The sequence below is a fragment of the Streptomyces sp. NPDC014861 genome (assembly GCF_043081625.1).
In the GTDB taxonomy this organism is placed as follows: Bacteria; Actinomycetota; Actinomycetes; order Streptomycetales; family Streptomycetaceae; genus Streptomyces.
This window is the reverse complement of sequence record NZ_JBIBWV010000031.1, coordinates 14,504-39,369: the sequence shown is the minus strand read 5'-3', so window position 1 is coordinate 39,369 and position 24,866 is coordinate 14,504. Positions and strand designations below refer to the sequence as shown.

15 protein-coding genes are annotated in these 24,866 nt (G+C 75.0%); 12 read left to right on the top strand and 3 right to left on the bottom strand.

What is annotated here, in order from left to right:
- Positions 1 to 19 precede the first annotated feature (19 nt).
- Positions 20 to 1,168 carry a hypothetical protein gene (locus ACF1BN_RS34830; protein WP_392335593.1) on the bottom strand — a complete coding sequence of 383 codons (1,149 nt, stop codon included), beginning with the start codon at positions 1,166 to 1,168 and terminating at the stop codon, positions 20 to 22.
- The gene (locus ACF1BN_RS34825; protein WP_392335592.1) at positions 1,165 to 5,538 is read right to left on the bottom strand and encodes an amino acid adenylation domain-containing protein; all 4,374 of its coding nucleotides are present in this window, start codon (positions 5,536 to 5,538) and stop codon (positions 1,165 to 1,167) included. The genes ACF1BN_RS34830 and ACF1BN_RS34825 overlap by 4 nt, the downstream gene beginning before the upstream one ends.
- Before the next feature lie 333 nt (positions 5,539 to 5,871).
- Here ACF1BN_RS34825 and ACF1BN_RS34820 point away from each other — a divergent pair, with 333 nt between their 5' ends.
- On the top strand, positions 5,872 to 6,387 hold the full coding sequence (locus tag ACF1BN_RS34820) for a GNAT family N-acetyltransferase (protein ID WP_392335591.1): 516 nt from the start codon (positions 5,872 to 5,874) through the stop codon (positions 6,385 to 6,387).
- Between the two features lie 213 nt (positions 6,388 to 6,600).
- Here ACF1BN_RS34820 and ACF1BN_RS34815 read toward each other — a convergent pair whose 3' ends face one another.
- Positions 6,601 to 7,173: a GNAT family N-acetyltransferase gene (locus ACF1BN_RS34815; RefSeq protein WP_392335590.1), complete on the bottom strand. Its 573-nt coding sequence runs from the start codon at positions 7,171 to 7,173 to the stop codon at positions 6,601 to 6,603.
- Positions 7,174 to 7,790: 617 nt separating this feature from the next.
- Between ACF1BN_RS34815 and ACF1BN_RS34810 the strand changes: the two genes are divergently transcribed.
- The 11 genes from ACF1BN_RS34810 (at position 7,791) to ACF1BN_RS34760 (ending at position 24,842) form a co-directional block, all read left to right on the top strand.
- Positions 7,791 to 9,224, top strand: a complete 1,434-nt coding sequence (locus tag ACF1BN_RS34810) for a 3-phosphoshikimate 1-carboxyvinyltransferase (RefSeq protein WP_392335589.1) — start codon at positions 7,791 to 7,793, stop codon at positions 9,222 to 9,224.
- Positions 9,221 to 10,489: an aminotransferase class III-fold pyridoxal phosphate-dependent enzyme gene (locus ACF1BN_RS34805; protein WP_392335588.1), complete on the top strand. Its 1,269-nt coding sequence runs from the start codon at positions 9,221 to 9,223 to the stop codon at positions 10,487 to 10,489. Before ACF1BN_RS34810 ends, ACF1BN_RS34805 begins: the two co-directional genes overlap by 4 nt.
- Before the next feature lie 5 nt (positions 10,490 to 10,494).
- Positions 10,495 to 11,712 carry a Coenzyme F420 hydrogenase/dehydrogenase, beta subunit C-terminal domain gene (locus ACF1BN_RS34800; protein ID WP_392335587.1) on the top strand — a complete coding sequence of 406 codons (1,218 nt, stop codon included), beginning with the start codon at positions 10,495 to 10,497 and terminating at the stop codon, positions 11,710 to 11,712.
- Positions 11,709 to 12,764 (top strand): zinc-binding alcohol dehydrogenase, encoded by a 1,056-nt coding sequence (locus ACF1BN_RS34795; RefSeq protein WP_392335586.1) that lies wholly within the window; start codon positions 11,709 to 11,711, stop codon positions 12,762 to 12,764. Before ACF1BN_RS34800 ends, ACF1BN_RS34795 begins: the two co-directional genes overlap by 4 nt.
- Positions 12,761 to 14,692: a non-ribosomal peptide synthetase gene (locus ACF1BN_RS34790; protein ID WP_392335585.1), complete on the top strand. Its 1,932-nt coding sequence runs from the start codon at positions 12,761 to 12,763 to the stop codon at positions 14,690 to 14,692. The genes ACF1BN_RS34795 and ACF1BN_RS34790 overlap by 4 nt, the downstream gene beginning before the upstream one ends.
- Complete coding sequence (locus ACF1BN_RS34785; protein WP_392335584.1) at positions 14,685 to 19,415, top strand: beta-ketoacyl synthase N-terminal-like domain-containing protein; 4,731 nt, start codon at positions 14,685 to 14,687, stop codon at positions 19,413 to 19,415. The genes ACF1BN_RS34790 and ACF1BN_RS34785 overlap by 8 nt, the downstream gene beginning before the upstream one ends.
- 2 nt (positions 19,416 to 19,417) lie before the next feature.
- Positions 19,418 to 20,449 (top strand): MupA/Atu3671 family FMN-dependent luciferase-like monooxygenase, encoded by a 1,032-nt coding sequence (locus tag ACF1BN_RS34780; protein WP_392335583.1) that lies wholly within the window; start codon positions 19,418 to 19,420, stop codon positions 20,447 to 20,449.
- Positions 20,446 to 21,783: a condensation domain-containing protein gene (locus ACF1BN_RS34775; RefSeq protein WP_392335582.1), complete on the top strand. Its 1,338-nt coding sequence runs from the start codon at positions 20,446 to 20,448 to the stop codon at positions 21,781 to 21,783. The genes ACF1BN_RS34780 and ACF1BN_RS34775 overlap by 4 nt, the downstream gene beginning before the upstream one ends.
- The gene (locus tag ACF1BN_RS34770; RefSeq protein ID WP_392335581.1) at positions 21,780 to 22,745 is read left to right on the top strand and encodes an acyl carrier protein; all 966 of its coding nucleotides are present in this window, start codon (positions 21,780 to 21,782) and stop codon (positions 22,743 to 22,745) included. The genes ACF1BN_RS34775 and ACF1BN_RS34770 overlap by 4 nt, the downstream gene beginning before the upstream one ends.
- On the top strand, positions 22,742 to 23,332 hold the full coding sequence (locus ACF1BN_RS34765) for a flavin reductase family protein (protein WP_392335640.1): 591 nt from the start codon (positions 22,742 to 22,744) through the stop codon (positions 23,330 to 23,332). Before ACF1BN_RS34770 ends, ACF1BN_RS34765 begins: the two co-directional genes overlap by 4 nt.
- Positions 23,333 to 23,423: 91 nt before the next feature.
- The gene (locus ACF1BN_RS34760) at positions 23,424 to 24,842 is read left to right on the top strand and encodes an MFS transporter (RefSeq protein WP_392335580.1); all 1,419 of its coding nucleotides are present in this window, start codon (positions 23,424 to 23,426) and stop codon (positions 24,840 to 24,842) included.
- Positions 24,843 to 24,866 lie beyond the last annotated feature (24 nt).

Genomic DNA, 24,866 nt, shown 5'->3' with positions numbered 1-24,866 from the left:
CGGGGGTCCGGGCGGGCGGTCACACGAGGGTGAGGCCGCCGCCGCGGAGCCACAGGTCGAGGCGGTCGCGCACGGCCGTCTCGGCCGGCGGATGGAAGGTCAGCGCGCGGCTGGCCAGCAGCAGTTCGGACCCCGGACCGCCCGACACGAACGGCATGCCGCCCTCGAGTTCCAGCGCCCGGTCGGTGGCCTCCGCGATCGCGCGCTGCGCCGTGTACCGGACCAGCAGCGCGCGGCCCAGCGCGTCGTCGCCGCCGGGGTCGCCGACCGGGGCCGCTCCCCGGTCGCCGCAGGCGTCGAGGTCCGAGGCCAGCGAGTCCAGGGCCGCCGAGGCCGTCTCCAGCGGGGCCAGGGCCGCGACGCGGTCGCCCGGTGCGCCGCGCTCCCCGGTGAAGAGGCGCTCCACGTGGCCGGTGGCGATGCCGAGGTAGGCGGCGGTGATCAGCAGCTGGAACCAGAGCAGGTTCGAGGTGAACCGCCAGGGCGAGGCCGAGGGGTCGCCCAGGGGGATGATCATCTCCTCGGGGACGAACGCCCGGTCGAGGGCGAGGGCGTCGGTCTCCGTCGCCCGCAGCACGCGGTTGCCCCAGAAGGGTCGCCGCTCGACCCCCGCCGTGACGGGGAGCATCAGCATGAGCAGCTGTCCCTGGTACGGGCCTTCGGCCGGGCCGGCGGCCGACAGCGACATCAGCCCCAGGGAACGGGTCAGGGAGCAGGGCTGCTTGGTCCCCGAGACCAGCAGCCCGCCCGGCGCCGCCACGACCTCGATCCCGGGCGTGAACACGCTCTTGCCGAGGGTCCCCTCGGCGCCGCACGAGGCGACCAGAAGCCGCTCCGCCGCGATCCGCCGCAGGACGGACCCGGTGGCCGACCGGTCGCCGCAGCGGGCGAGCCACGCCACCTTGTAGTGGTGCATCGTCGAGGCGACGGCCAGGGACGGGGCCCTGCTGCCGACGGCCCGCTGGAGGCGGACGCCGTCGCGGCAGCCCAGCCCGGCACCGCCCAGCGCGGCGGGGATCAGCAGATTGCCGCCCCCGGCGGCCCGGAAGGCGTCGACCGCCCCGGTGCGCGGGTCCTCGGCGGCCTCGGTGCCCCAGTCGGCCAGCTTCGCGTCGAAGCCCGGCAGTACCTGGTCGAGCAGTGCTCGCTCGGTCGAGAGCAGTCTCATGCGTGGTCCTGGTCGAGAATCGGGTCGGACGGGCCGTGGGCCCCGGTCACCGAGGCGACGCGGCGGGCGATGTGCGCCGCCCCCGCCCCTCGTACGACGGAGAAGTGGTCCTCCGCCAGGACGTCGAGCCGCCCGGCGCCCGGCAGGGCCCGGTCGAGGGGCCGGAGCGAGGGGAAGGCGTCCCGCGGCGTGCGCTCGGCGCGGATCAGCAGCCACGGCGGGGACGTCCGGCCGGTGCCGGGCGCGCCGGGGGCCGGCCAGACGGCCGGTGTGTGCCGCTCCAGCAGCTCGGAGTTGTTGCGGTACACCGTGAAGAGGCGGATCAACTCCGCCGCCTCCAGAGGGCGTTCCAGGACCCCTGCGGCCACCAGAGCGTCATGCGCGGCCGACAGCCGCCGCGCCTCGGACCCGCCCTCGGTCGAGGGGACGAGCCGCAGCGGGTCGGGCCGCCCCGTCAGGTCGCCGAAGAAACCGCCGAGGCGTGCCGTGAGATCGGGGAGGGGGCCGTCGCCGCGTCCGGTGAACGAGTCGACCGTGGTCAGCGACGAGACGGCACGGCCCTCCCGGTCGAGAACGCCGGCCAGGTGGAGGGCGATCGTCCCGCCCATCGACCAGCCCACGAGGTGCAGGGGACCGTCCGGAAGCTCCTCCAGGAGCGTGCGCGCGTACTGCTCCGCCATGGCGTCGAGGCCGGTCGCGAGCGGCTCGTCCGGGTGCAGCCCGGAGGCCCGCACGCCGTACAGGGTGGCGCGGCCGGCTCCTCCCTCGCCGCCCGTCACGGCGTCCACGATCTCCTGGTAGCACAGCACGTCGCCGCCGACCGGGTGGACGAACACCACCCGGGCGTCGCCGCTGCCGCCGAGCACCGTGAGCAGACCGTTCCCCCCGGCCCGGGGGGCCGTGTCGGCCAGCAGCGCCGCCTGGGCCCGTACCGTCCGGTGGCGGAAGAGGGAGCTGAGCGGCAGCCGGTGGCCGAAGGCGGTCTCGACGGCGCGGAACAGCCGCACGGCCGTCAGGGAGTTGCCGCCGCGGGTGAAGAAGTCGTCCTCCACGCCTCGGGCGGCCGGGCCGAGCAGCTCCTGCCAGAGGGCGAGGAGCCGTTCCTCCAGCGGCGTGGCCGGCGCCTCGGGGGGCGCGGACGAGCCCGGGCCGGAGAGCGGCGCGTCGGTGAGGCCCTTCTCCCCGAGGTGGGAGAGGAGGGCGAGGAGGGCCTTGCGGTCCACCTTGCCGTTGCCGCTGAGCGGCAGTTCGGGGATCTCCAGCACGACGGCGGGCACCATGTACGGGGGGAGGACCTCGCCGAGCCGTTCCAGGAGCTCCGCCCGGTCGGCGGGGACGGCCGGGGCCCCGCCCTCGGCCGGCCGGACCACGAAGGCGGCGAGGGACGGCTCGCCGCGCGAGGTGTCGACCAGGGCGACCGTGGACTCCACCGCCGCGATCCGCGCCAACTGGGTCTCGATCTCGCCGAGTTCGACCCGGTATCCGTTGATCTTGACCTGATGGTCGGCGCGCCCGAGGAACTCCAGGACGCCCCCGGCACGGTAGCGGGCCCGATCGCCCGTCCGATAGAGGGGCTCACCCGTGACGGGGTGGGGGAAGAACGACGCGGCGGTGCGCTCGGGGTCGCCGAGATAGCCCGCCGCCACGCCCGCTCCGCCGATGTGGAGGTCTCCGGGGACCCAAGCAGGCGCGTCGTCGAGCGCGCGGTCGAGGACGTGCATGGTCTGGTTGGCGAGCGGGGTCCCGTAGGGGACGCTCTGCCAGTCCTCGGGCTGCCGTGAGGTCCGGAACCAGTTCGACCAGATGGACGCCTCGGTGGCGCCGCCCATCGCGATCACCTCGGCGTCCGGGCAGACCTCGGCCAGCCGCTCGACGAGGGGGAGGGGCACCCAGTCGCCGCTGAGCATCACCAGGCGCAGGGACGCGAGCAGTTCGGGCGCCCGCTCCCCGAGGTACTCCAGGGTGAGCGAGAGCAGGGCGGGTACGGAGTTCCAGACGGTCACCCCGTGCCGGTGGACGCTCGCGGCCCATGCCTCCGGGTCGGGGACGGCGCTGTCCGGCGGACACACGACGGTGCCGCCGCAGCCGAGCAGCGCGAACTGGTCGAAGACGGAGAGGTCGAACGCGAGCGAGGAGACGGCCAGCACCTTGTCGCGCGCGGTCAGGGCGAAGCGCTCGGTGAGGTCGCGGATCGTGTTGACGGCGGCGGCGTGCGGGATGACCACGCCCTTCGGCGTGCCGGTCGAGCCCGAGGTGTAGATGACGTAGGCGGTGCGGTCGAGGGGGCCGCCGGTGTGGTCGGTCCCGGCCTGCGGGCCGGCGGCGGGGGTGTCCGGCTCGGCCCAGGAGACCACCTCGACACCCGGGGGCACGGCCTCCGCCGCGTCCGGCCAGGGGTCGGTGACCAGGGCCCGCGCTCCGCTGTGCCGCAGCACGGTGCGGACGCGCGCCGCGGGCCAGGAAGGATCGAGGGGGACGTACGCGCCCCCCGCCCGCAGCACGGCGAGCACGGCGATGGACTGGGCCCGCCCGCGCGGGACGCGGACGCCCACGAGCGGGGGCTCACCGGTCCGGGCGGCGGCGCGGACGGCGGTCAGCCGGCGGGCGAGCCGCTCCGACGCCAGGTCGAGCCCGGCACGGTCGACCGTCCCCTCCGCGTCCTGCACGGCGGGGCTGTCCGGGGCCGTGCGGCAGTGCTCCAGGACGAAGGAGTGCAGCGTTCCCCCTGGCAGGTCCTGGGAGGTCGCGTTGGCCCGCCGCCGCGCCTCCAGGTGCCCGGTGGGGAGTGGTGCCCGCCCCGTGGCGTGCCAGGCCGCCGACCCGTCGGCGAGCGCCTGGAGACGGGCGCGGTGATAGGCCGTCAGTTCCTCGATCACGCCGGGCGGGTAGGCGTGTTCGGCGTAGTCGAAGTTGCAGACCAGCTCACCGGCCTCCTCGTACACCTGGTGGTCGAGCAGCACCTGCGGCGTGCTGATGGAACTGTGCGCGAGGCGGGCCCCGGGCAGCGGGAGCAGGAAGCCGCCGGGGGCGCCGTCGACGAGATCCAGACCGCTGGTGAACACCACCGGGAACGGGCTTCCGCCCCCGGCGCCGCCGGCGAGGGCGCGCCCCACCTCGACGCCGGAGATCTCGAGCGCGGCCAGATCGGCGTAGAGACCGCCCCGGGAACCGCGACATCGCTCCACGAAGGAGGTTCCGGGCTCCGCCGCGCCGTAGCCGACCAGCACGGTGGTGCTGGCGTTGCCCCAGACCCGCTGGAGACCGGGATCGGTGCCGGGCCGGTGCGAGGCGAGCACGGTGAGCGTGCCGGCGGCCCCGTCCGACCAGCGGTGGAGCGCTTCGGTGAAGAGCGAGAAGAGGGCGGTGCCTGCGGGCAGTCCGGCTGCGCTCGCGTGGTCGCGGAAGCGGGACCAGGCCGCCGCGTCGAGCCGGGTGCGGAGCCGCGCGAGCGGGGCGCCCCCGGGCTCGGTGCCCGCGGCCCGTCCGGTGCTGTGCGGGCGGGTGGGCAGCGCCGGGGCCGGCGGCAGCTCACGGGAGCGGCGCTCCCAGTAGCGGCGGGCCGCGCGATGGGCCTGCGTGCCGCGTCGCTCCTCCAGGCCCGTGACGTAGTCCCGGAACGAGAGGGGCACGGCCCGCGGAGCGTAGCCCGGGTCGGCGCAGCACCGGGCGAGCTCGGTGAAGAAGAGCTGCGTCGTGACGCCGTCGAAGGCGATCAGCCGCAGCGCGATCTGGAGCCTGGCCGTGCCGTCGGGCAGCGTCACGTGGCGGATCAGGAACGGACGGCCCGCCCGGTGGTCGGGCAGGTCCGCGGCGAGCCGGGAGCGGAGGGCGAGCAGCTCCTTCTCCGCGGCCCCATCGGCCAGGTCGGACAGGTCCCTGCGGTTGACCACGGCGACGACGGGTCCGTCCGGGGCGGGCAGGACGCGCTGGGTCCCGTCCGGGTACACCGCGAGCCGCAGGGAGCCGTGGGCCCGCGACAGCAGGTTCAGCGCCGCGTCGAGGGAGTCGGCGTCGGGCGCCGACCCGGCGGGGAAGTCGTACTCGTGGACGAAGACGGCGGGGGCCGGGTGGTCGTAGAAGTCCTGCTCCCCGACGAGGTAGGCCTGCTGGAGTCCGGTCAGCGGGAAGGGGGCGCCGGCCGCCTCCGGATCGGCGGCGAACCGCCAGCCGTCCTCCGGCCCGTCCTCCCGGGTACGCAGCAGCTCCACGAGGTCCTCGCGGCAGTCCCGCACGGCGGCGCGGAGGTCCGCCGTGAGCGCGCCGGGCGGAGCCGAGTAGCGCAGCGCCCCGTCCTCCAGGCTGAGGACGACTCCTGCGGCGCACAGTCTGTCGTGGACCTCGGCTGCCGCGGACAGCGGTGAGCCCAGCATAGTGAATCTCCAGAGACCGTCGAGGGCGAGGGAATACGAGAAAGAGCGGAGGAGGAGAGAAGCGGAGAAGGGGAGAAGGGGAGAAGGGGAGAAGGGAGAGGTTCGCGGAACTCGGGTGCGGATCCCCGGAACTCGTTCGCGGATCCCCGGAACTCGGGCGGGGAACCCCGTGAACCGGTCGGGGGGCGGCGGGTTTCCCGCTTTCCCGGCCGCCCCGATATTTCCGTGAAGGGCCGGAGCTGTACAGCGCCGTTCCTTGTCCGCCAGTGGACATGTCCGCAACCGGAATGGGGGTCGGAGGGGCCCGGCCGGCCCTGTGGTAGCTTCCCGGGCATGTCCCAAATGACGCTGAGCGGAATCAAGTTGAGGCCTCCGGTCGCCGACGACCACCCGCGGGTCCTCCGCGTTCTCGACCGCTGGTGGGGCGAGTTCGAGGGGAGTACGGGGAGTGTGCAGCGCGCTCTCCTGCTGCCCCGGCTCTACTTTCAGCACTTCACGTCGAGCAGTTTCGTGGCCGAGGAGAACGGGGAGATGGTGGGATTCCTCATCGGATTCCACTCCCAGTCGAACGCCGACGAGAGCTACATCCATTTCGTGGGGGTCGCCCCCGAGTGGCAGGGCCGCGGACTGGGCCGCCACCTCTACGGGAAATTCTTCGAGCTGAGCCGCGACCGGGGCAGCAGCGTGGTGCGGGCGGTGACGTCGGCGGCGAATTCCGGGTCCTACCGGTTCCACACGCGCATGGGATTCATCGCGGAACCGGGCCCGAAGGAACTCGACGGGCGGCCCCTCCAGCCCGACTACGACGGCCCCGGCCTCGACCGCGTCGCGTTCGTCCGCACCCTCTGAACCGGCGCGGTCCGCACCCGGCCGTCGCCACCTGACCGTCCGCACCCGGCCGTCGCCACCTGACCGTCCGGACCGGGACCGCCGGCACCGGGCCGGTCGCACTCGGCCGTCCGTGCCCGGGCCGTCCGTACCCGGGCCGTCCGGACCGGGCCGTCCGTACCCGGGCCCGTCCGCAACCGCTCCGGTGGGACCACCGGCCCTCGGGTCGGGAGTTCAGCCCCGCAGGTCCGGGTGGACCATCCCGAGGACGGCGGTGTCGTACCGGACGCCCTTGACGTCCTCGTAGGCGCGGAGCACCCCCTCGGGCTCGAAGCCGGCCGCCGCCATCGCGTGGCGGCCGGTCGCGTTCCCGCTCAGGCAGAGTGCCGCGATGCGCAGCAGGCCGAGCTCGTGGAACCCCCACGAGGTCATCAGGGCGATGGCCCGGCGGCCGGTCCCCGCGCCGCGCGCCCCGGCGGCGAGCCAGATGCCCAGCTCGGCCCGCCGCTGCCCGGTGTCCAGGTCGTGCAGACCGATCCAGCCCAGCACCTCGGCGCCGTCCTCGCGGTCCGTCACCACCCAGTCCACCGTCTCCCGGGCCGACCGGGAGCCGATCCACGCCTCGGCGTCCCGCTCCGTGAAGGGAGAGGGGAACGGCGTCCAGCGGGCCACCTCCGGGTCGTCGCCCGCGCGCGCCACGGCGGGCGCGTCGGAGGCCCGTACGGGCCGCAGGTGGACGACCCCGTCGGTGAGCGCCGGAGCGACGGCCGGCAGGCGGACCGGTGGCGGTGCGGAGTCGGTGGTCATGAGGCCCCCAAGGTGTCGTGCGGCGGGAGAGGCCATTCCAGTGCGCCCCCCGGAGGGTGTCCAGGGCGGAAGGCTGTCCGGCCCGGGCCATAGCCGCACCCGGACAGACTGTGGCCCGGCCGCCCCGGTCCGGCCGCCTCCCGCCTGGTCGCCCTGTCCGACCGCTTCCCGCCCGGTCGCCCCCTGTCAGCCGACCCGGGCCGCAGCCGTACCCGGACAGGCCGCCCGTGCGCCCGCCCCCTGTCAGCCGGCCCGGCCCGCAGCCACACCCGGACAGGCCGCCGTGCGCCCACCCCCTCCGCAGCCCATCGGGCGACGGCCGCCGACCGTCACGGCGCGCCCCCGTCGGCCTCCTCGACCCCGCCCCGGCCCGCCCGGCCACCCCGGCGGCGGTGGGTCCGGAACCCGGACGGGTCACGGGTCACATCGTGGGACGCGGCCCCGAGGTGTCCACCAGGAAGACAGCCTCATGTCACATCGTGAGACGCCGATCGGACTGTCCGTAACGGGACACGGCACCAGACGGCCATCCGATTGCCCTGTGGAAGACCGCTTCCGGCATGGCAGCTTGATCGCCGCCACCACCGTCAACCCATCCGGCTGCCAAGGAGTCGCTCGTGCCAGAGGTCCAGGAGTTCGCCATGCCGGCCACGACATCGGCGAATCTCGAAGTGGACGGCGGCCGGGTCGTACAGGGCGGCGCACCGCTCACGGCGCGGGTCCCCGGCGACAAGTCGGTGACCCACCGCGCGCTGCTCGCGGCGATGCTGCCCGGAGCCCCCGCCACCGTCACGATCCGCAACGCGAACCTCGGCGGTGCCGTACGCGCGCTCCTCCCCGCCATGCGCGCCCTCGGCCTGGCCGTCGAGGCCGACGGCACGGCCACCGGCGGCGGCGTCCTGACGGTCCGGCGGGGGGCGGCTCCCGTCCCCCAGCCCAGGCGCCCGCACCGCGGCGTCACCGCATGGCCCGAGGACGTGCCCTACCTCCAGACGGAAGGGTCGAGCGCGGCCGCCCGGCTGCTCGTCGGCCTCCTCGCGGGCACCGGCACCCGGGCCGTCGTCGACGGCGACGAGGTGCTGAGGCACCGGCCGATGGAGTGGCTCGTCGAACCCCTCGTCGAGCTCGGGGCGGACATCCGCTACCTGGGCGACCCCGGCCGGCTGCCCGTCCTGGTCGAACACCCCGTCCACCGGCCCGGCACGGTCGACCTCACGGTCGGCAGCGCGCAGGCCCGCTCCGCGGTGGTGCTCGCCGCCGTGGCGGCCCGCCTTCCGGTGACGGTCCGGCACCCGGTCCGCTCCCGCGACCACACCGAGCGCATGCTCGCCGCCTTCGGCGCGGGCCTCACCGAGCAGGAGCGGGCCGTCGTCTGCGACGGAAGCGGCTACACCGTGCCCCCGGTCATCGACGTCCCCGGCGACCCCTCGCTCGCCGCCTACCCCCTCGCCACCCACCTGCTCCGGGGCGACGGCAGCGAACTGCGGCTGCCGGACGTCGGCCTCAACCCCACCCGGCTGGGCTTCTTCGACGTCCTGCGCACCGCCGGCGCCGACATCTCCTCCACGGACCGCCGCCTCACCTCGGGCGGCGAACCCGTCGGCACGCTCGTCGCCCGCGGCGGCCTCGACGGCGTCGACGCCCTCCACGTCGACGAACCCGCCCTCCTGCACGCCCTGATCGACGAGGTCCCGCTGCTCGCACTGGTCGCGGCCGCCCTCCCGGGCACCTCCCGGATCGGCTGCGCCGCGGAGCTCCGCTTCAAGGAGACCGACCGGCTGGCCACCACCGCCCGGCTGGGCGCCGCCTTCGGCGCCCGGATCGACGTCGTCGACGACGGCCTGCTCATCAGGGGCGGAGCGCCCCTCTCCGCCGGCCGGGTCCCCGCCTACGAGGACCACCGGCTGGCCATGGCCGCCGCCACGCTCGCGACGAGCCTGCCGGGCCGGACCACGGTCCTGGGCGGCGCCTGCCACCGCACCTCCTTCCCCGACTTCGCCGACGTGCAGCGTGCCGTCGGCGCCAGGATCCACGAGGACACAGAGCGATGACCCAAGTGAAGACCGCCCCGGCGGCCGAGGCACGCTCCACCGGCACCGTGCTCGGACCGGAGTTCGCCACCGGATCGGGCCCCTGGCTGTACACCGCCGGAGGGACGGCGTGGTTCGACGCCACCTCCGGCAGCGGCGCGGCGACGCTCGGACACCAGCACCCCGCGGTCACGGCCGCCGCCGCCGACCAGCTGGCACGGCTGACCCACACCGGATGCAAGCTCTCCTCCGACGCCCGCACCCGCATGGTGTCCCGGATCGCGGAGCTGAGCCCCTACCGGGACGCGGCGGTGCTCCCCACCGCCACGGGCGGCGAGGCCGTCGAGTCGGCGCTCAAGATCGCCCGCGCCGCCACCGGACACCGGGCCGTCGTCACCTTCCGCCACGGCTACCACGGCAAGACCGCCGGCGCGCTCGCGCTGACCTGGAGGCCGGAGTTCAAGTCGTACAGCGACCTCTCCGACACCTCCGTCGTCACGGCCGAGCTGCCCGACCCGCGCGCACCGCGCGAGGACGACGCCGAGCGGTTCGCCGCCGGGCTCTCGCGGGCGCTCGACCGGGCGGACCGGCTCGGCGGCACGGCCGCCGTCGTCCTCGAACCCGTCCAGGTCACCGAGGGCGTCCTCCCCGTCGCCCCGGCCCTCCTCGACGAGATCGCCCGCCAGGCCCACGCCCGCGGCGCGCTGCTGATCCTCGACGAGATCTACACCGGACTCGGCCGGGCGGGCCGCCTGTTCACCGCCGAGCTCATGACCGAGCGCCCCGACCTCACCCTGCTCGGCAAGACCCTCGGCAACGGCTTCCCGGTGGGAGCCGTCGTGGGCGAGCGGCACATCGTCGACGCGCTGCCCGCCGGCGTCCAGACCTCGACCTTCTCCGGCCACCCCGTCTCGTGCGCCGCGGCCGCCGCGGTGCTCGACGTCGTCACCGGCGTGGACCTCGCCGCCCGCGCCCGGGAGCTCGGCGCCCGCCTGGAACACGACCTGACCGCACTGGCCGCGCGCCACCCCTGGATGGCATCGGTACGCACCGCGGGCGCCCTGGCCGCCTTCGACTGCGTACGCGACGGTGCCCCCGACCCGGCCCGCGCCCGCGCCGTGACGGGACAGGCCCTGCTCGGACGGCTGCTCCTGTTCGGCGGCGGCCCCGAGGGAGCCACCGTGAAGATCGTCCCGCCGGCGCTCCTCGACGAACCGGACACCCGCCTGCTGATCGAGGGACTCACCACCGCGGTGTCCGCCGCCGATACCGCCACGGAGGCCTGACCGGCATGACCTTCCAGCAGCTTGAGCAGGACGTGCTCCGACCCGACCTGTGCACCGTGTGCGGCGCGTGCCAACTGGCCTGCCCAGCCGGGGTGATCGGCTTCGACGGGCTCACCCCCGTCCTCACCGCCGACTCCTGGACCGCGTCGGACTGCGGCGAGTGCAACGACTGCCTCACCGTCTGTCCCGGCGCCGACCCCGGCACCCCCGCGACCGAGGAGCGGCTCTTCGGCCGCACCCGCACCCCCGCCGAGCGGTGGACCGGCGTCTTCGACGAGGTCGTCGCGGGCCACTCCCTCGACCCGGTCGTCTTCGAGGCGTCCGCCAGCGGCGGAAGCCTCACCGCCCTCCTCCAGACGGCCATGGCCGCCTTCGGCGTGACCGTCGTCCTCTCGATGGGCAGGGACGCGGACGAACCCTGGCGGGCGGCCCCCGCCCTCGTCCGCGACCCGGCCGCGCTCGCCGCGACGTCCCAGTCCACGTACCAGCTCGCCCCCTACCTCGGCGCGCTGCGCCAGGTCATGCTCCACGAACCCGACGCCAAGGTGGCGATGTCCGGGGTGGCCTGCCACATCCAGGCCATGCGCAAGCTCCAGGCCATGGACACGGAGGCCGGCCGCTGGGCCCGCGACCACGTGGTCCTGCTCGTCGAACCCGCCTGCTCCTCCAGCACCCGCCCCGAGGGCACCGCCGCCGTCATCACCCAGCGCGCCGAGGTCCCCCTGGAATCGGTGGTGCGGCTGCGCTACCGCGAAGGCGACTACCCGGGCGACATCGGCATCCGCACGGACGACGGCAAGGACCACCGCGTCGCCTTCTGGCAGGCCGTCAGGGACTTCGCGGGCAACAAGACCCACCGCTGCCTGTCCTGCGGCGACTGGATGTCGGGCCTCGCCGACGTGAGCGTCAGCGACGGCGACCCGAACATCTTCGCCGCCAGCGTGCAGGGCGGCGACCAGGACAAACACGGGCGGGTCTTCATCCGCACCGAGACCGGGCGGAAGGCGATGGCCGAGGGGTTCGCCCGCGGCCTGCTGACCCACCGTCCGGTCGACCTGGCCGGCCTCAACCTCGGCCTCGAACGCAAACGCAACCGCAGGGCCTCCTACGAGGAGTCGGGCAAGCCCGTCCCGCTCGGACCCATGCCGCACTACCGCGAGGAGCTGGACATCATCCCCGACGAACAACTGATCGCCGCGCCGGCCGAAGGGGAGAAGGCGTGACCCCGCCGCCGGCCGCCCTCGCCACGCGGGAGCTCGTCGCCGCCGGCGCGGCGCTCCCCGTCGTGCGCGAGGCGGTGAGGCCCGCGCCCGGCCCCGGAGAGCTCAGGCTCCGCACCCGGTGGACCATGATCAGCCCCGGTACCGAACTCCACTACCTGGACCGCTCCGCCCGCACCGGCGAGCACTTCCCCCTCGGCTACTGCGCCGCCGGCACCGTCGAGTCCACCGGCCCCGGCACCCCCGGCTTCGCCCCGGGCGACCACGTCATCGCCATGGGCTGGGGCGAGGCCGTGCACGCCGACGTCGTCACCGTCCCCCACCTGCTGTGCCGACCGGTGCCCGCCGGGGTGGACCTCGCCGACGCCGTCGTCGCCAACCTCGCCGCCACCGCCGTGCACGCGGTGGACCGCGCGGACCTCGCGCCGGAGGACGAGGTCGCCGTCGTGGGCGCCGGCATGGTCGGCCTCCTCGTCGCCCAGACCGCCGCCGCCCGCGGCTGCCGGGTCCTCGTGCGCGACCTCCGGCAGGACCGGCTCGCCACCGCCGAGGCCCTCGGCCTCGCCGTCGCCGGCGGACCCGCCCTGCCGGCCTCCGCGCCCCCGGCCGGCGGACGCTGCGTCATGCTCTGCGGCACCGGCGACATGACCTCCGCGGTGACCGAGGCCGCCCGCTGGGCCGCGGCCGCCCCCGGCCGGCCCCGGCTGGTCGGCGTCGGCCGGTTCTCCGCCCGGATCGACTTCAGCGTGGAACTCGGCAACCTCGACATCCGCTACGCCGCCCGCTGCGGCGCCGGATACCGCGATCCGTCCTACGCCCGCGGCCTCACCGAGGCCACCCCCGCCGCCGGCGAGCACACGGTCACCGAGAACCTCCAGCGCGCCCTCGACCTCGTCGCCTCCGGGGCCATCACGCCCGCCGCGATGAACCTGCCCCGCTTCACCCTCGACGAGGCCGCCGAGGCGTACACGGAGCTCAGGCGGCGGCCGCCCCACCCGGCCGCCCTCTTCCACCATCCCCCCGTCCACCCCGCCGCACGGAAGGAGACCTCATGACCGGCCCCCAGGACACCGGCCACCGCCCCTTCCCCGAGGCCGAACGGGCGGGCACCCTCGTCCACCGGTTCCTGGAGATCGCCGCCGCCCACCCCGAGCGCCCCGCCGTGGTCACACCCCGGGACCGCTGGACCTACCGCGACACCCGGGACCGCGCCGGCCGCGTCGCCGCCGCGCTCGCCGACGCCGGGCTGCGCCCGGGCGACCGCGTGGGCCTGCTCTTCTCCCACGGCGCGGAGATGATCGCCGCGCTGCTCGGCGTCCTCCAGGCCGGACTGTCGTACGTCCCCCTCGACGCCGCCTACCCCGAGCAGCGGCTCGCCTTCATGGCCGAGGACGCCGGCGTCCGCGCGGTCGTGGCGGGCGCCGACGGACTCGCCACCGCCGCCCGGCTCGCCGGGGAGCGCCCCGTCCTCCCGTACGCGGCGCTCGTGGAGCACCCGGAGCCGCTGACCGCCGTCCACGCGGAGCCCCGCGCGGAGGCGTACGTCCTCTACACCTCCGGCTCCACCGGCACGCCCAAGCCCGTCGCCCAACTGCACCGCAACGTCCTGCACCACACCCGCGCCTGGACCGACGGCCTGCGCATCGGCCCCGAGGACCGGCTGTCCCTCCAGTCCGCGTACAGCTGGGACTCGGCCGTCCAGGACACCTTCGCCGCCCTCCTCAACGGCGCCGCCCTCTACCCGGTCGACCTCAAGGCCCTGGGCGTCACCGGCCTGCTGGAGTGGATGGCCGACGAGCGGATCACCGTCTACCACTCCACCCTCCCCGTCTTCCGGGCACTCGCCCGCACCATGGCCTCGCGCGGGACCGGACTGCCCGCCATGCGCATGCTGGCCCTCGGCGGGGACACCCTCCACCTGGCCGACCTCGACTCCTACCGCCGCCTGTTCGCCCCGCACTGCCAGGTCGCCGGAGCCTACGGCTCCACCGAGTGCTCCTGCGCCCTGCTGCGCGTCGAAGGCCCGGACTACCGTCCGCCCACCGGAGTGTTCCCGCTCGGCCGTCCCGTCACCGGCACCACCGTCCGGCTCGTCGGACCCGACGGCGAGGACGTCCGGGGCACCGGCGAGGGCGAACTCGTCGTCACCAGTCCCTACCTGGCGCCCGCCGCCGTCACCGACGGCACCACCTACCGGACGGGGGACCTCGCCCGGCGCCTCGACGACGGCACCCTGCTGCTCGTCGGACGCCGCGACTTCCAGGTGAAGATCTCCGGGATCAGGGTCGAGACGGGCGAGGTGGAGAGCGCCCTGAAGGACCTCCCCCAGATCCGCGAAGCCGTCGTCATGCCCTTCACCGACCGCCTCGGCGAACGCCAGCTCGCCGCCCACGTGGTCCCCTCGACGGGCAGCCGGCCCGTCCCGGCCGAACTGCGGGCGGCGCTCCGCCGCACCCTGCCCGACCACGCCGTACCGACCGCGTACGTGCTTCTGGACGAGCTGCCGCTGACCGCCAACCACAAGATCGACCGCGCGGCCCTGCCGGATCCGCTCACCGCCACGCCCCCGCCCGCCGACCACGGCCTCCGGCGCGGCAACCCGATCGAGCGCGCCGTCGCGGACGCCTGGCAGGAGGTCCTCGGCATCCCCGTGACCGGTCTGGACGACAACTTCTTCGACCTCGGCGGCACCTCCCTGCGCATGGCCGCCGTCCACGAACGCCTCACCGGCGGCGTCGCCCCCGGCGTACGGATGACCGACCTCTACCGGGCACCCACCGTCCGCTCCCTCGCCCGCCTGATCGGCGCCGCGCCCGGGACCGACGCCCCGGCCGCACCGGTCACCACCGCGGGCGAGGCCCGGGGATCCCGGCGCCTCACCGCGCGGGGCCGACGCCGCGCACCACTCCGCACACCCCACCACACGAACCGTCCCGCCGCAGGCGTGGACCGGACGGCCGCCCCTGGAGAGCCCCGTGACTGAAGTGAAGCACCACGACGACCCGGCCCTGGACGGCCTCATCGCCGTCGTCGGACTCGACTGCCGCGTGCCCGGTGCCCGCAACCACACGGAGCTCTGGCGCACCCTGCTCGACGGCACCGACCACATCGCCGAGGTCGACGAGGACACCCTGCGCACCGCCGGCGTCCCCGCCGCCACCCTCGCCGACCCCCGCTACGTGCGCCGGGCCGCCGCCCTGGAGGACGCCGACCTCTTCGACGCCTCCTTCTTCTACCTCAGCGCACGCGAGGCCGAGCGGATGGACCCGCAGCTGCGCCTCTTCCTCCAGTCCTCCTGGTCCGCCCTCGAACACAGCGGCCACGACTCGGAGCAGTACGCCGGACGGGTCGGCGTCTTCGCCGGCGCGCTCGCGAGCACCTACCTCCTCGACAACGTGCTCACGGGGGAGAAGGGCTTCAAGGGGTCCGTCACCCGCATGCGCGAGGACCTCGCGACCCTGATGGGCAACGACCCCAACTACCTCGCGACCAGGGTCTCGTACCACCTCAACCTCACCGGTCCCAGCATCTCCGTCCAGACGGCCTGCTCGACCTCGCTCGTCGCCGTCCACACCGCCGCCCAGAGCCTCCTGTCGGAGGAGTGCGACCTCGCGCTCGCCGGCGGCGTGGCCGTCCGCTTCCCGCAGGAGGCCGGCTACCTCCACGAGGCCGACGGCATCGCCTCCGCCACCGGCACGGTCCGTCCCTTCGACGCCGCCGCCGACGGCACCGTCTTCGGCAGCGGCACCGGCGTCGTCGTGCTCAAGCGCCTCGCCGACGCCGTCGCCGAGGGCGACACCATCTGGGCCGTGATCCGCGGCTCCGCCGTCGGCAACGACGGCGCCGACCGCGTCGGCTACACCGCCCCCGGCGTCAACGGGCAGGCCGCCGTGCTCTCCGAGGCCCTCGCCGTCGCCGGGGTCGAACCGGCCGACGTCAGCTACCTGGAGGCCCACGGCACCGGCACCCGGATGGGCGACCCCATCGAACTGGCCGCCGCCGCGCAGGCCTACGAGGCGGACGGCGCGCAGCCGCTCACGATCGGCTCGATCAAGGCGAACCTCGGGCACCTGAGCGTCGCCGCCGGCGTCGTCGGGCTCATCAAGTGCGTCCTCATGCTCCACCACCGCACCCTGGTCGCCACCCCCCACCTCACCGAGTGGAACCCCGAACTCGGCGTCGAGGGAACCCGGTTCCGGATGAGCACCGCCACCGAACCCTGGCGCGACGACCACGGCCCCCTGCGCTGCGCCGTGACCTCCACCGGCATGGGCGGCACCACCGCCCACGTGGTCCTGGAGGAGGCACCGGCCCGGACCGCCGACGACCGCACCCGGGCGACGCCCGTCGTGGTCCTCCCGGTCTCCGCCAAGTCGCCCGCGGCACTGGAGAAGGCCCGCACGGCCCTCGCCGACCACCTGGAGGCCACCGCCCCGCAGGAGACCGGCCCGTCGGGCGACCTCGCCCTCGGCGACACCGCCTACACCCTCGCCACCGCGCGCCGCACCTTCAACTACCGGGCCGTCGTCACGGCGCCGGACCGGGCCACGGCCGTCCGAGCCCTCAGGACCGGCGACCCGCGCCACCTCCACCAGGACTCCGGCGAGCCCGCCGACCGGCCGGTCGTCATGCTCTTCCCCGGCCAGGGCGCCCAGTACGTCGGCATGGGCCAGGACTGGTACGCGCACCTGCCCGTCTTCCGCGGCGTCCTCGACGAGTGCGCCGAACTGCTCCGCCCGCACCTGGGCCTCGACGTGCGCGACGTGCTCCACCCCGAGGCCCGCGGGCACCAGGGCGAGCGGCACGACATCAACCGCACCCGGCTCACCCAGCCGGCCCTCTTCGCCGTCGAGTACGCCCTGGCCCAGCAGTGGATGGCCTGGGGTGTCAGGCCCACGGCGCTCGTCGGACACAGCGTCGGCGAGTACGTCGCCGCGACGCTCTCCGGCGTCTTCCGGCTGGAGGACGCCCTCCGGGTCGTCGCCGAGCGCGGCCGGCTGATGGACGAGCTGCCGGGCGGCTCCATGCTCGCGGTGATGCTCACCCCCGACGAGGTGGTCCGCCACCTCGACGACACCGTCGCGCTCGCCGCCGTCAACGAGCCCTCCGTCTGCACCGTCGCGGGCCCGAAGGACGCGATCCGCGAGCTGGCCTCCCGCCTCACCGCCGACGGCGTCGCCCACCGCAAGGTGGTCACCTCGCACGCCTTCCACTCGGCGATGATGGACCCCGCCGTCGCACCGCTCACCGAGGTCCTGCGCACCGTCGAACTCCGCCGCCCGCAGATCCCGTTCCTCTCCAACCGGACCGGCACCTGGATCCGCGACGACGAGGCCACCGACCCCTCCTACTGGGCCGGCCACCTCCGCGACACCGTCCGCTTCGCGCAGAACGTCGCCACCGTCCTCGCCGACGGCGACCACGCCTTCCTCGAAGTGGGCCCCGGCCAGACCCTGGCCACCTTCACCCGCCGCCACCCCGACCGCGAGACGGGAGTCCCCGTCGTCACCTCCGCCGCCCGCGGCCGTGACGCCGGCGCCGACCTGACCGCGCTGCACGCCGCCCTGGGGCGCCTGTGGGCCGCCGGACTCCCCGTCGACTGGGCGGGCCACCACGCCGGCCACGGACGCGGCCGGGTGCCGCTGCCCACCTATCCGTTCGAGGGAATCCGGTACTGGATCGAGCGCGGCGCCGGCACCGTCTCCGGCGCGACCGGCACCCCGGGCACCGGCGTCCCGAAGCTCCCCCTCGACGAATGGCTCTCGGCCCCCGTCTGGCGGCAGGCCGTCGGCACCCTCGACACCCCCGCCGACCCGATCACCGAGCCCGTCCTCCTCTTCGCCGACCGGGAGGGAACCGCCGACCGCCTGGCCCGGCACGCCTTCGCCGGCCGGGTGTACACCGTGCACGCCGGCGAGGGCTACGGCCGCGACGGCGACGTGTGGACGCTGGACCCCGAATCCGAGGAGGACCACGCCCGCCTCGTCGCCGACCTGCTCGGCGAGCCCGGCTTCCCCGCCCGGATCGTGCACGCCTGGTCGACCGCCCCGCTGCCGGCCGAGCACGGCATCGAGCGCTTCGAGGAGGCCCAGCGGGCCGGTCTCTACAGCCTGATCGCCCTCGTGAAGGGCCTCACCGCCCACGACGTCACCCAGCCGCTCCAGCTGGACCTCGTGAGCACCGGCGCCTACGCGATCAGCGGCGCCGAGCCGGTCCCCGCCGCCGAACGCGTCTCCCTCGCCGTCGCCGCCCGGGTCATCGGCCAGGAGCACGGCAACATCGGCTCCCGCCACTTCGACCTGCCCGCCGAACCCGACGAGCGCTCGCTGCGCACCCTCGCCGGCGAACTCGCCGGCCACCGCCACCCCGAGGTCGCCGTCACCCTGCGCGGCGCGACCCGCTGGGTCGCCGAGATGGCCCGGGTGCGGGCCGACTGGACCGCCGACGCCGAGTCCCGGCTCCGCGACGGCGGGGTCTACCTCATCACCGGCGGCCTCGGCGAGATCGGCACCACCATCGGCCGCTGGCTCCACCGCGAGTGCGGGGCCCGCCTGGCGCTCCTCACCCGCGAGCCGCTGCCCGCCCGCGAGACCTGGGACGACTGGCTCGCGAACCACCCCGCCACCGACGAGACCTCGCTGAGGATCACCCGGCTGCGCGGCCTGGAGGCCGAGGGGGCGACCCCCTTCCTCGTCAACGCCGACGTCGCGGACGAGGACGGGCTGCGCGCCGCCTTCGAGAAGGTCGTGGCCCAGTTCGGCACCGTCCACGGCGTCGTCCACGCCGCCGGCCTGCCCAGCGAGCAGTGGGACCGCGCCATCACGGCGGCGAGCGTCGAGCAGTGCCGCTGGCACTTCGTCTCCAAGGCGTACGGGCAGATCGTCCTGGAGAAGGTCCTCGCCGACCACCCGGTCGACTTCTGCCTCATGCTCTCCTCGCTGGCCGGCGTCCTCGGCGGCCTGCGCCTGCTCGGATACGGCGCCGCCAACCACTTCATGGACGCGGCGGCGGAGCGCGCCAACCGCGGGCTGGACCGCACCGTGTGGATCAGTGCCGCCTGGGACGTGTGGCAGCACCACCAGGACGAGAAGCGGGCGATCTCCGCGATCGGCCGCAGCATGGACGACAAGGCCATCCAGCCCGACGAGGGCCTGGAGACGATCCGCCGCCTGCTCACCCTGCGCGACGTCTCCCATGTCGCCGTCTCCACCTGGGACATCGACTACCGGCTCGACCAGTGGGTGCGCAACGACCAGGTCACCCGGCCGACGCGGGGCTTCTCCGCCGCCGGCGCGGAGACCGGGGGCGACGCGGCCGAGGGCGACCTCGTCGAGCAGGTCGCCGGCCTCGTCCGCGAGCTGCTGGGCGACCCCGGGATGCCGCTCGACGCGGACATCTTCGAGCACGGCGGCGACTCGCTGCTCATCGTGCGGCTGCTGTCCAACGTGCGCACGCAGTTCTCGGTCGAGGTCCCGCTGGCCGACGTCCTGGGCGAGGCGACCCCGAGGGCGCTGGCCGCTCTCGTGCGGGAGCGCCTCGACGCCGCACGCGAGGACGACGTCCGCGGGGACGAGAACAACGAGATCGCCGAGCTGACGGCCGAACTGGCCGGACTGGCTCCGGAGGAACTGGAACGACTGCTGGCCGCCGAGGCCGGCACCGACACGGACGCGGCGGTCGCCGCGGGTCCGGAACAGGGGAACTGACGGTGGACTTCAGCCTGATCTTCTTCTCGGGAGACGAGAAGAACAAGTACCGGTTCGTCCTGGACGCGGCCAAGTACGCGGACGAGAACGGGTTCACCGCGATCTGGACCCCCGAGCGCCACTTCCACCGCTTCGGCGGGCTCTACCCCAACCCCTCCGTGCTCGGGGCGGGCCTCGCCATGGCCACCCAGCGCCTCCAGATCCGGGCGGGCAGCGTCATCCTGCCCCTCCACAGCCCGATCCGCGTCGCGGAGGAGTGGTCGGTCGTCGACAACCTCTCCCGCGGCCGGGCGGGCATCGCCCTGGCCACCGGCTTCAGCCCCCTCGACTTCGCGATCAACCCCTCCGGCTGGGAGGACCGGCGCACCCGCACCTTCGACGCCGTGACCACCCTCCGCGAGCTGTGGGAGGGCGCCCCCGTCTACGTGCAGGACGGTCTCGGCAACCACGTCGAGGTCGAGCTGCACCCGCAGCCGGTCCAGCCCGAACTGCCGATCTGGCTCACCTGCACGAAGAGCGCGGACACCTTCGAGACCGCGGGCCGGCTGGGCTGCAACGTCCTCACCGCGCTCATCGACATGACCAACGAGGAGCTGGAGGAGAAGCTCGCGCTCTACTACAAGACGCTGGAGGAGTACGGGCACGACCGCGACTCCACCACCGTCACGCTGATGCTGCACACCTTCATCGGCACCGACCTCGACGAGGTCAGGGAGACGGTGTGGCCGCCCTTCAGCGACTACCTGCGGTCCTTCTTCACCGTCATCGACTCGCAGAAGAAGAACCTCGCCCCCGGCGCCGGGGTCCGCGACATCTCCCAGAGCGACCAGGACGAACTCATCAGGTTCGCCTTCGACAAGTACTTCGAGAAGGGAGCCCTCCTGGGCACCCCCGACTCGTGCGGCGCGGTCGTCGAGCGCTTCCGCGGCATGGGCGTCGACGAGATCGCCTGCCTCATCGACTTCGGCGTCGACGAGGAGCTCGTCGTCCAGAGCCTGGAGCACCTGAACGAGCTCCGGAGGCGGTACGCGTGACCGGCGACCTCGCCGCGCGCCTCGCGGCCCTCACCCCCGAGCAGCGGGCCCGGCTCCGCGCGGCCCTCCCCGCGGCCCGGAGGCCGGAACTCACCCCGGGCCAGCAGCGTTTGTGGCGCGCCCACCACCAGGTGGGCGGCCGGCCCGTCGACGTCGTCTGCCAGGCCGTCCACCTCACCGGCTCCGCCGTCGACCTCGACCGGATCGCCGACCGGCTGCTCGCCTTCGCCGCGTCCCACGAGGCGCTGCGGACCACCTTCACGACCGAGGGCGACACCGTACGGCCCGTCACCCACGCCGCGCTGCCGCCCCGCCTCGTCCGCACCCGCTGCGCCGACGAGACCGAGGCGCACGCCCTGGCCAGGAGCCAGGCGGAGGAACCCTTCGACCTCGCGGCCGGACCGCTGCTGCGCGTGACGCTCGCCGAGGGGCCCGCCCCCGACGAGTCGTGGCTCCTGTTCGCCGTGCACAACCTGGTCTTCGACGCCTGGTCGTTCGAGCTCCTGCTCGACGCCCTCGGCACCGGGACCGCGGCGGACGCGCCCCCCGGCGCCCCCCGTGCCGCCGGCACCTTCGGCCGCTTCGCCGCGGACCAGCGGGCCTGGGTGGCGAGCCCCGCGGGGCGGGCGGCGGCGGCCTACTGGAAGGCCGAGACCGCGGACGCCCCGCCGCCCCTGCCCACCGACCGCCCGCGGTCGGACGCCACCACGAGGACCGGCGCCCGCGTCGGCTTCACGCTGCCCGCCGAGGTCGCGGACGCGATCACCGCGGGGGCGAAGCGCGAGGGCGCCACGGCCTACGCCGGGTGGCTCGCGGTCGCCTGGGCGGCACTCGCCGGGTTCGGCGGCTCCGACGACGTCCTGCTCGGCACCTTCACCACCGGCAGGACCTCCCCGGACAGCCAGGACGTGGTGGGCTACCTGCTCAACGTCCTGCCGGTGCGGCTGCGCGGCGCCGGCGACGGCGGCCACCGCGACCGGCTGCGGTCGGCGCGCGACATCACGCGGGCCGGCCTGCGGCACGCCGCCTACCCGGGCGAACTGATCGAGGCGCCCCGGCGCCTGGACGGCACGCACCCGCTCCTCGACGCCGTCTTCGTCTTCGACAACCTCGGCGAGGAGGAGCGCCGCGTCCAGGGCGCCCTGGCGACCTCGGCCGACCTCGACAAGGCGACGGCCCGCTACGACCTCACCCTGGCCGTGTATCCGGGCCCCGAGGGCGTCACCGGCTGGCTGGAGTTCGACACCGCGCTCTACGACGCCTCGACCGTACGCGGCCTGGCCGAGCGCTTCACCGCGCTGGCCGGCGCCGCCGCCCAGGAGGTGGACCGGTGATCACCGCGCGGCTGTGTGCCCCCGCGTACGAACTGGGGGAGTTCGCCGAATCCGTGACGGAGCTTCCGGAGCTGCTCGCCGACCCCCGGGCCGCGGCCGAGCTCACCGCCCCGGGCGCCGGGTTCCACACGTACCACTGGTCGGACGCCCCCGTCACCGAGCTGATGGCCCACGCGGTCCGCGGCACCCTCGCCGAGTCCGGCGTCCCGGCCTCCGAGATCGACATGGTCCTGCTCGCCACCGACTCGCTGCCCGGGGACCGGTCCGCCCACCGTGACGTCGCCGAGCTCCTGGAGGAGACGGGCATCTCCCGGGCGACGGCGGTCACCACGGGCCTGATGGACTGCGCCACCGCCATGGTCGCCGTGGGCACCGCCGCCTCCTACGTCCGCGACGGCACCGCCCGGCAGGTCCTCGTCGTCACCGGCGACCTCGCCGCCCGGGCGACGGGCGGGCAGCGGATCGTCGCCGGGGGAGCGGCGATCGCCAGCGACGGCGCCGCCTCCGTCCTGGTCTCCGCCACCGCGAGCGGCCTGCCCGTCCTGGGCATGGCCCACCACTCGGACGCCGGCCTCCACCAGGCCGGCGCCCCCCAGCAGCAGCTCCTCGCCAGGGTCGCCGCGCACCGGGAGCTGTTCGGCCGGCTCGCGGCCCGGCGCGACGAGGGCGGGCTCGGCGACGTGCGGGCGGTCCTCCCCAGCAACTTCGCCGGCGACGTCCTGGAGCTCTACCTCAGCGACGTCCGCCTCGGCGGCGGCCGCCTGTCGCGGGCCAACGTGGGCCGCGTCGCGCACTGCCTGGGCAGCGATCCGCTGATCAACCTCGCCGACCGCCTGGCGGAGCGCAAGCACACCGGGCCGGAGGACGGCACGCTGGTGCTCTTCGGCGCGGGCGTCTCCCACCTCGCCGCGGTGCTGCTCGGCGCGGCACCGCTGCCCGCACGGACGGAGCCGGGGCCCTGAGCACCACGACGACCACCCCCACGACCCCCGCCGCGCCCCGGGGCGCGGCGCCGGGCGGCCGGCCCGAGGGCGCCGCAGGGGCCGACGCCGGCGAGGAGCTCCGCTCCGTCGCGCGCCGGCTGGCCACCGGTGTCACCGTCGTGACGAGCGGTACGGGCGAGGCCGTGCACGGCATGACGGTCAGCTCCTTCACGACGCTCTCCCTCGCGCCGCCGCTCGTCTCGTTCTCGGTCAAGACCGGTGCCCGCATCCGAGGTCCGATCGAGGCCACCGGCGCCTTCGTCGTCAATCTCCTGGCCGCCGAACAGGAGCCGCTCGCCCGCTGGTTCGCCGACCCCGACCGACCCACGGGCGCGGCCGGGTTCCAGGAGAGGGTCCGCACGACCGAGGTCCCCGGCGGGGGCCTCCTGCTGAGCGGCGCCGTCGGCTACTTCGCCTGCCGGCTGGACCGGATCGTCGAGGCCGGCGACCACGTCATCGTCATCGGCGCCGTCGACCGGTGCCGGACGCTCCGCCCGGCCCCGGTCCCCGCCCTCGTCTTCGCCGACGGCGGGTTCCACGCCCTGGCCCCGCGGCCGCCGGGCTGACCCCGGCCTCGTCCCCGCCGGCGGTACGCCCCGGGCCCGCGTGCCGCCGCTCCGCTCACCCCACCCCGTCCCCTCCCGAAAGTCAGGACCCATGACCCAGAGCACCGAGACCGCCTCCGCGACCGCCGGGACGCCACCCGAACGCACCGCGGCCCCGGCCAGGTCCACGCTCGTCCTCGTCGTCCTGTGCGCCGCGCAGTTCATGGTCGCGCTCGACTTCTCCGTGCTGAACGTCGCCCTCCCCACGCTCGGCGACGAACTCGGCATGAGCCCCGCCGCCCTCCAGTGGGCGGTCACCGCCTTCGCCCTGCCCTCCGGCGGCTTCCTGCTGATCCTCGGCCGCGCGGGCGACCTCTTCGGCCGGCGCAGGATCTTCCTCGCCGGCCTGGTGCTGTTCGGCGCGTCCTCGCTCCTGGCCACCTTCGCCTGGGACCCGGCCTCGTTCCTCACCGGCCGCGCCCTCCAGGGCCTGGGAGCCGCCGCCATCGTGCCCACCGGCATGTCGCTGCTGACCACCACCTTCCCCGAGGGACCCCTGCGCGACCGCGCCCTGTCCATCTCGGGCACCCTGCTCTCCCTCGGCTTCACGGTCGGCATGGTGATGGGAGGGGTCCTCACCGACACCCTCGGCTGGCGTTCGACGATGGGCCTGCTGGCCCTCTTCTCGCTGATCGTGCTGCCGCTCGCGCCGGGTGTGCTGCCCGAGTCGAAGAACCCCCGCCGCCCCCGCCTGGACGTGCCGGGCGCCCTCACCGTCACGGGCGGTCTGCTCGCCGTGATCTACGCGCTGTCCACCGCGGCCGACCGCGGCTTCGGCGGCGCCGACGTGATCGTCGCCCTGGTCGCCGGGGTCCTGCTGCTCGTGGTGTTCGTGGTCGTGGAGTCCCGCACGACGGATCCGCTCATCTCGCTGACGACGCTGCGCCGCAGGACGGTCGCCTGGGGCAATCTGGGCGGGCTCGTCACCCTCTCGATGATGAGCACGGTCGTCTTCGTGATGGGTCTGTACCTCCAGCAGGTCCTGGACCTGTCGGCCTTCCAGACGGGCCTCGTCTTCGGCTTCCAGGGCCTGGCCGCGGCCGTGTCGGGCGGCTTCATCCCGAAGGTCGTCGGACGCTTCGGCAGCGGCCCGACCCTGGTCGGCTCCCTCGTCGGCCAGGGCCTGTTCTGCGCCGGGCTGCTGGCCGTGGGGACCGCGGGGCACAGCGTGTGGGTGGCCGCCGTCTGCCTGGCCCTCGCCTGTGTGTGCCACCTCGCCGCGATCATCTCCTACGGCCTGACCGTCACCTCGGGCGTGCCGGACGAGGAGCAGGGCCTGGCCACCGGCCTGGTGACCTCCACCCAGCAGATCGGCATCACGGTCGGCATCCCGCTGCTCGGCGTCCTGGCGACGACCACCGCGGACCTCCTGGACGGCGTGCGCACCGTGATCATGATCGACGTGGCGATCGTCCTGGGGGCGGCCCTCCTCATCGCCCTCGGCCTGCGCCGCCCCCGCGCGACCGCCTGACCCCTCGGGGGGAGGGGTTCCCGC